Annotated in this window: 6 protein-coding genes; 5 read left to right on the plus strand and 1 reads right to left on the minus strand. The window is 65.7% G+C overall.

Going from position 1 to position 6,242, the window contains the following annotated elements; all coding sequences use genetic code 11:
* Positions 1–7 precede the first annotated feature (7 nt).
* Genes J0M27_RS02955 through J0M27_RS02975 form a run of 5 tightly spaced genes read left to right on the plus strand, consistent with a single transcriptional unit; the run spans position 8 to position 5,597 of the window.
* Positions 8–934, plus strand: a complete 927-nt coding sequence (locus tag J0M27_RS02955) for a chemotaxis protein (protein ID WP_294987304.1) — start codon at positions 8–10, stop codon at positions 932–934.
* Between the two features lie 15 nt (positions 935–949).
* Positions 950–1,351: a chemotaxis response regulator CheY gene (cheY, locus tag J0M27_RS02960; RefSeq protein ID WP_294987289.1), complete on the plus strand. Its 402-nt coding sequence runs from the start codon at positions 950–952 to the stop codon at positions 1,349–1,351.
* Positions 1,352–1,383: 32 nt separating this feature from the next.
* The gene (gene cheZ, locus J0M27_RS02965; RefSeq protein WP_294987291.1) at positions 1,384–2,253 is read left to right on the plus strand and encodes a protein phosphatase CheZ; all 870 of its coding nucleotides are present in this window, start codon (positions 1,384–1,386) and stop codon (positions 2,251–2,253) included.
* A gap of 26 nt (positions 2,254–2,279) precedes the next feature.
* The gene (locus tag J0M27_RS02970; protein ID WP_294987293.1) at positions 2,280–4,199 is read left to right on the plus strand and encodes a chemotaxis protein CheA; all 1,920 of its coding nucleotides are present in this window, start codon (positions 2,280–2,282) and stop codon (positions 4,197–4,199) included.
* A gap of 33 nt (positions 4,200–4,232) precedes the next feature.
* Positions 4,233–5,597: a hypothetical protein gene (locus J0M27_RS02975; protein WP_294987295.1), complete on the plus strand. Its 1,365-nt coding sequence runs from the start codon at positions 4,233–4,235 to the stop codon at positions 5,595–5,597.
* A gap of 19 nt (positions 5,598–5,616) precedes the next feature.
* On the opposite strand, the gene J0M27_RS02980 is transcribed toward J0M27_RS02975, so the two are convergent.
* A partial coding sequence (locus J0M27_RS02980; protein ID WP_294987297.1) for a tetratricopeptide repeat protein occupies positions 5,617–6,242 on the minus strand: 626 nt, incomplete at its 5' end.

Here is a 6,242-nt window from a genome sequence, read left to right on the forward strand (position 1 = left end):
AGGCGGGATGCTCGACAGCGTCGATGCGCGAACCCGCCTGGCAGGCTCCAATCGAATGGAGATCCTGCTGTTTTCCCTCGGCACCAATGAACTGTTCGGCATCAACGTGTTCAAGGTGCGCGAGGTCAGCGACACGCCGGACATCACTCGCACGCCGAACATGCCCTTCGGCGTCGAAGGACTTATCAGCCTGCGCGGCAGCGTGATCCCGGTGTTGTCCCTGGCCGGCGCCATGAAGCTGGAGGATGCGCCACCCGGTCGCGGCGGATCGATGCTGGTCACCGAGTACAACAAGCGCAACCTGGGCTTCCTGGTCCATGACGTGGACCGCATCATCCGCGTGGACTGGGAAAGGGTGCGAGCCTCGGAGGCCAGCGGCGCCGGCGCCGGGGGCTACATCCTCGCCATCACGGAACTGGACGACGGACGCCTGGTCTCGATTCTCGACGTCGAACAGATCATGGCCGACACGTTCGGCGAAGCCCTGGTCGGCCAGATCGACCCGATGGTCGACGGCCACGAGATCAACGTCTTCTTCGTGGACGATTCACTGGTGGCACGCAAGAAGATCGCGGAGGTCCTCGACAAGCTCGCGGTGCATCACAAGTACGCGCAGAACGGAATGGAAGCCTGGACCCGGCTTTCCGGCATGGCATCGCATGCTCAACAGGTGGGATGCAGCGTACGCGAAGAACTGGACCTGATCCTGGTCGACGCCGAAATGCCCGAAATGGACGGCTATGTTCTGACCCGCAACATCAAGTCCGACAAACGCTTTGACGGGATTCCCGTGGTGATGCACTCTTCGCTTTCGTCCCAGGCCAACCACGCCATGGGCAGGAGCGTGGGCGTGGATGCCTACGTGGCGAAATTCGATGGCGAAGCGCTGGCGCAGACGCTGCGTTCGCAATTGCTCAGGCATGCAACGAACTGAAATAGAGGCAAAAAAATGGCAATTGACCCAAGCAAGCTCAAATTCCTGGTCGTCGACGACTTCTCGACCATGCGCCGCATCGTGCGCAACCTGCTCAAGGAACTCGGCTACGCCAACACAGACGAGGCGGAGGACGGCGCAGTTGCCTTGCAGCGGCTCAAGGCCGGCGGCATCGACTTCATCGTCACCGACTGGAACATGCCGAACATGGACGGGCTGGCCCTGCTCCAGGCCGTGCGCGCCGATCCGACCCTGAAGCACCTGCCGGTGCTGATGATCACTGCCGAAGCCAAGCGCGAAAACATCATTCAGGCGGCGCAGGCCGGGGCCTCCGGTTACATCGTCAAGCCTTTCACGGCGGCGACCCTGAGTGAGAAGCTCACCAAGATATTCGAGAAGCTGGGATGGAATGCCTGACGGCATTCGCAACGCAACCGGGAAACCGTACCATGGCAAATCCACTCGCACACGACGACAGCAGCGATTCCGCCGACCTGCAGGCACTGTTCGACAGCATCGCGGCCGATGCCGCACCGGTGCCGGAACCGGTGCCGCCGCGACCGCCGGCGCCGACGGCAATACAATCCGATGGCGGCGACTCGGACGATCTTCAGGCGCTGTTCGATAGCGTGAGCCAGGCTCAGGCGCCCGCTGCCGCCGTGCCGCCAGCGACCGAGGGCAGTCCCTGTGGGGCGCCGGCTTTTGAGGGCGCTGCGCCGGATGTCGTGTTCAATGGCATAGGCCAGCTCGCGCGCCAGTTGCATGACAGCCTGCGTGGCCTGGGCATGGACCAGTTGCTGGAAGATTCAGCCCGCCAGATTCCCGATGCGCGCGAGCGCCTTTCCTACATCGCGCAGATGACCGAACAGGCCGCCTCGCGCGTGCTCAACGCCACCGACATCGCGCGGCCGCTACAGGACGAATTGCTGGCGCGCTCGCAGGCGCTGGGCGAGCGTTGGGAGCGAATGTTCGCCAACCAGCTGTCGGTCGATGAATTCAAGGCACTGGCTGCAGACAGCCGCGGCTACTTTGCGCTGGCGCCGGAGAAACTCAGGCTGACCAACGAGCAACTGATGGAAATCATGATGGCGCAGGACTTTCAGGATCTGACCGGCCAGGTGATCAAGAAGGTCGTCGAAATGGTGCAGGGACTGGAGAATCAGTTGCTCGGCCTCCTGCTCCAGGCAATACCGCCAGAACGCAAGGCCGAAGCGCCGGAAGGCCTGCTCAACGGTCCGGTGATACGTGCCGAGGGACGCATCGACGTCGTCAGCAACCAGGCGCAGGTTGACGACCTGCTGGAAAGCCTGGGATTCTGAACCTGCGCTTTCACTAGGAGCCCGTCATGAGCAATTTCGAAGGAATGGAAGACCTGCTGCAGGATTTCCTGGTCGAGGCGGGCGAACTGCTGGCTGGCGTGGACAACAAGCTGATCGACCTCGAGCAGAACCCGTGCGACCATGCCCTGCTCAATGAAATATTTCGCGGCTTCCACACCATCAAGGGCGGCGCTGGCTTTCTCAACGCGACGGAACTGGTGACGCTGTGCCACCTGACCGAAAACCTCTTCGATCGCCTGCGCAAGAACGAACTGCAGGTGACCGGCGAAACCATGGACGTGATCCTTGCCGCGACAGCCTCGGTGCGCGGCATGTTCGACATGCTCGAACGCGGGCTGCAACCTAGTCCGGCCGACCCGGCGCTGCTGGACGACCTGAAGGCGGCTCTGGCCGGCCAGGCACCGGCGGCCTCGGGCACACCGGGGCAAGCCGCACCGCCTGAAATTGCAAGCGCCGTCGCATCGCCGATCATCGCCGGCGATGGCGGACCGGACTGGAACACCCTCTTCGCCGCCATCGCGACGCCACAGGCGGCGGCACCGGCAGCGGCCGCCGCCCCCGCTGCAAGGCCTGAATCCACTGGCGTTGCGGAAAAGACCCCGGACGCCATCGTCAATGCCGCCATCGGCCGCCGGGCCGGCGACAAGCCGGGTGCTATCGCGCCGGCAGGCCGGCGCGATAGCGAAAAAGCCCGGGACACGTCGATCCGGGTGGATACGGTCCGGCTCGACCAGGTGCTGAACCTCTCCGGCGAGATCGGCCTCACCAAGAATCGCCTCAACGCGCTGCGCACCGACATCATCAGCGGCCGCACGGATACCGAAACCCTGCATGCCCTGGATCAGGCGATCAGCCAGCTCGACCTGCTGGTCTCGGACATGCAGAACGCGGTGATGAAAACCCGCATGCAACCGGTCGGCCGCCTGTTCCAGAAGTATCCGCGCATCGCCCGCGACCTGGCCCGCAGCCTTGGCAAGGACGTGGAACTGCTGCTGATCGGAGAAGAAACCGAGATCGACAAGACGATGATCGACGACCTCGGCGATCCGATCATCCACCTGATCCGCAATGCGGTCGATCACGGCATCGAATCGCCCGAGGAACGTCGTGCCGGCGGCAAGCCGGCAAAGTCCCATGTGCGCCTGGAAGCCCGACAGGAAGGCGACCACATCGTGATCCTGATCGCCGATGACGGGCGCGGCATGAACCCCGAGCGCCTGCGGGCCAAGGCGGTCGAAAAGGGTCTGATCACCATCGACGAAGCCAATGCGATGGACGAGCGGCAGAGCTTCGAACTTATCCTGCTCCCTGGATTCTCGACCAAGGACGTCGCCTCCGACGTATCCGGCCGCGGCGTCGGCATGGACGTGGTCAAGACCAACATCCAGCGCATGAAGGGCAGCATCGCCATCAAATCCAGCGCCGGGCGGGGCTCGACCTTCGTCATTTCGTTGCCGCTGACGCTGGCGATCCTGCCCGTTCTGCTGGTGCAACTCGGCGACCAGCCCTTCGCGGTGCCGCTGTCGCTGGTGCGCGAGATCATGCCCATCCAGCCCGCCGCCATCCAGGAAGTCGGTGGTCGGGCAACCATGGTGGTGCGCGGCGAAGTACTGCCGATGTATCCGCTGGCTCACCTGCTGGGGTGGCCGGCCGAGCGTCCGCCGGGCTTCGGGGTGCTGATGCAGACTTCGGAGCATTCCTCCTTCATCGTCGCCATCGACGGATTCATGGGTCGCGAGGATGCCGTGATCAAATCGCTCGACGACTTCCGGCCCAAGGGCGTCTCCGGCGTCACGACGCTGTCCAACGGCAAGATCGTGCTGATCCTCGACATGAAGGAGTTGTTCGCCATGTGCGGCCATATGCGTGGCGTGCCACGTTCCGCTTTCTTTCCCGTCGAGGAAAGGGTCGCCGCCGCCGGATGAGTCTGCGGCAACGATACTGACGGCCGCCCCGGCATGATGGCGACTGACGGCGACGCTGCAACGCGACTGGCCGAACGCTGGTTCACGCGCCTGGCCAAGGCGCCGCCCGGCACCATGCCCTTCGAGGAAAGCCTGCCGGCGGAACCCGTGGCGACGCTCGCCGCGTTTGTCGCAATCGCCCTGGCCCGTGGCCGCAGCCTGCTGATCCTGGTGGCGGACGACGAAGCCTTGCCGGAACTGTCCAATGCGCTTGCGCTCGCCATCCGTCCACTTTGCCTGGTCCTCCCCGCCGCCGACTTCGCCGCCACGATCGCGCTGCGCGCCACCCTATCCCTGATGAAAAGTCGGCTCTGGCGGGACGGCGAGGAAAGCCGGACGGCCGCCTGGAACCACCAGCGCCAGCGCCTTGCCGCCTGCCCCGGACTCTGGCAGCGCGCACAATCCTGGTCGGCGCCGGACGGCAACGTTCCGCCCGAGTTCGCCGCCCTGTTCCCGGTGCATGTTCATCCGCTCGCCGCGCGAACGATGCTTGCGCCGCGCCAGGTCGACATCACGCTGCTTTACCGCTGCGATGCCACGCCCGATCTGGTCGCCTCGACCGGCTGCCTGCTGCAGATCGGATTGCATGCCGGGCCAGCCCGGCCCACCGCCCTCGCGCCCGATGACGAAATCCCGCGCCTGTTGCACGAACGCGCCCAACTGACGCAGGACATCGCCGACCTCGAACTGGAACTGGCCAGCGTCGAAGCCGAACTGGACGAATTCACCCGCGATTACTATGCGCGGGTCGGACGCCTCCTCGCCGAACAGGACGCGTTGCAAGCGAGCCTGGCGCGCCGCGCGGCCGAGCGCCAACCCGAGGATGCGGGCATGCGGACAACGGCCGAGGAGCGCGAACGGCACGCAGAGCAATCCGCAAGCGAGTCGAAGCGCTTCAATCGGGCCCAGGCGCGCGAAGCGCCCGCCGTCCCGCGCAGTGAGGCGACCAAGCGGCTGTACCGCCGCATCGCGCAGCAAATCCACCCCGACCGGGCCGACGACGAAGCCGACCGCGCCTGGCGCACGCAACTCATGATCGAAGCGAACCACGCCTACCGCGACGGCGACGAGCAAGGCTTGCAGTACCTTGCCGCCAAATGGAAGGCGAGCCGCGCCTCGGCGCCGGGCGCGAACGAGACGGCATCGGTCCCAAGCACGCCCCGGCTCCAGGTGGAACGCCTGCGTGCGCGCCTGGCAACCATCGAATCCGAGCTGCATCGCCTGTTCGGTTCGCGCTTGTATGAGCTGTTCGTCGCGACGCGACATGCCAGCCGCCAGGGACGGAACCTGCTTGACGAAATGGCCCGGCAGCTCGAGGCATCGATCACCGGCCTGCGGCGGGAACTCGCCGGAAGCTGAATCGCCGCCGAACCCACCCTCAGGCCGGATGCAGGCCGGCGGCGACTTCGTCGAGGACCCGTCGTGCCCCGGCGTGCCCGTGGTCGGCGGCGGCACGCAGCCAGCGGCGCGCCAGACGCCGCCCCGTCCTGCCTTCACGCAGGTAGGCCATGCCCAGTTCGTGGCAGGCGTCGACTTCGCCTTGCTGTGCGGCACGCCGCAACCAGCGCAGCGCCGCGCGCAAGTCGTGCTCCACGCCCTCTCCGTGCAACAGGCAGTAGCCGCAGCTGTACATGGCGTAGGCATCCCGGTGCTCGATGGCGGCACGCTGGTACCAGCGGAAGGCTTCGGCCGGATCGCGCGGTACCCCCTGGCCGAAATAAAGCAGGTCGCCAACAATGACCTTCGCATCGGGCAACGCGGCGGCACGCCGCAACCAGGCGAGCGCCTCGGCCGGGTCGATCGCGGTTCCGGTGCCGTGGCGCAGGCATTCCCCGAGCATGAATGCCGCGCGCCGGTGGCCACTGGTCGCCGCCCGGCGCAGGCAGGCCACGGCCAGCTTCAGCCCAGGATCGCCAGCGTCGTCCGCCGCGCGCAACAAAGCCATGGCCCGACCGAACCAAAACCTTTCCAGTTCGCCTCGCGCCTGCTGCCAGCCGGCGCCCT

Origin of the sequence: Sulfuritalea sp. (assembly GCF_017302275.1) — a bacterium.
Taxonomy (GTDB): Bacteria; Pseudomonadota; Gammaproteobacteria; order Burkholderiales; family Rhodocyclaceae; genus Sulfuritalea.

What these genes read in the sequence shown, in the direction of transcription:
- J0M27_RS02975 (WP_294987295.1), top strand. Translation starts at nt 4,233, where the DNA reads ATGATGGCGACTGACGGCGACGCTGCAACGCGACTGGCCGAACGCTGG.
- J0M27_RS02955 (WP_294987304.1), top strand. Translation starts at nt 8, where the DNA reads ATGCTCGACAGCGTCGATGCGCGAACCCGCCTGGCAGGCTCCAATCGA.
- cheY (WP_294987289.1), top strand. Translation starts at nt 950, where the DNA reads ATGGCAATTGACCCAAGCAAGCTCAAATTCCTGGTCGTCGACGACTTC.
- J0M27_RS02970 (WP_294987293.1), top strand. Translation starts at nt 2,280, where the DNA reads ATGAGCAATTTCGAAGGAATGGAAGACCTGCTGCAGGATTTCCTGGTC.
- cheZ (WP_294987291.1), top strand. Translation starts at nt 1,384, where the DNA reads ATGGCAAATCCACTCGCACACGACGACAGCAGCGATTCCGCCGACCTG.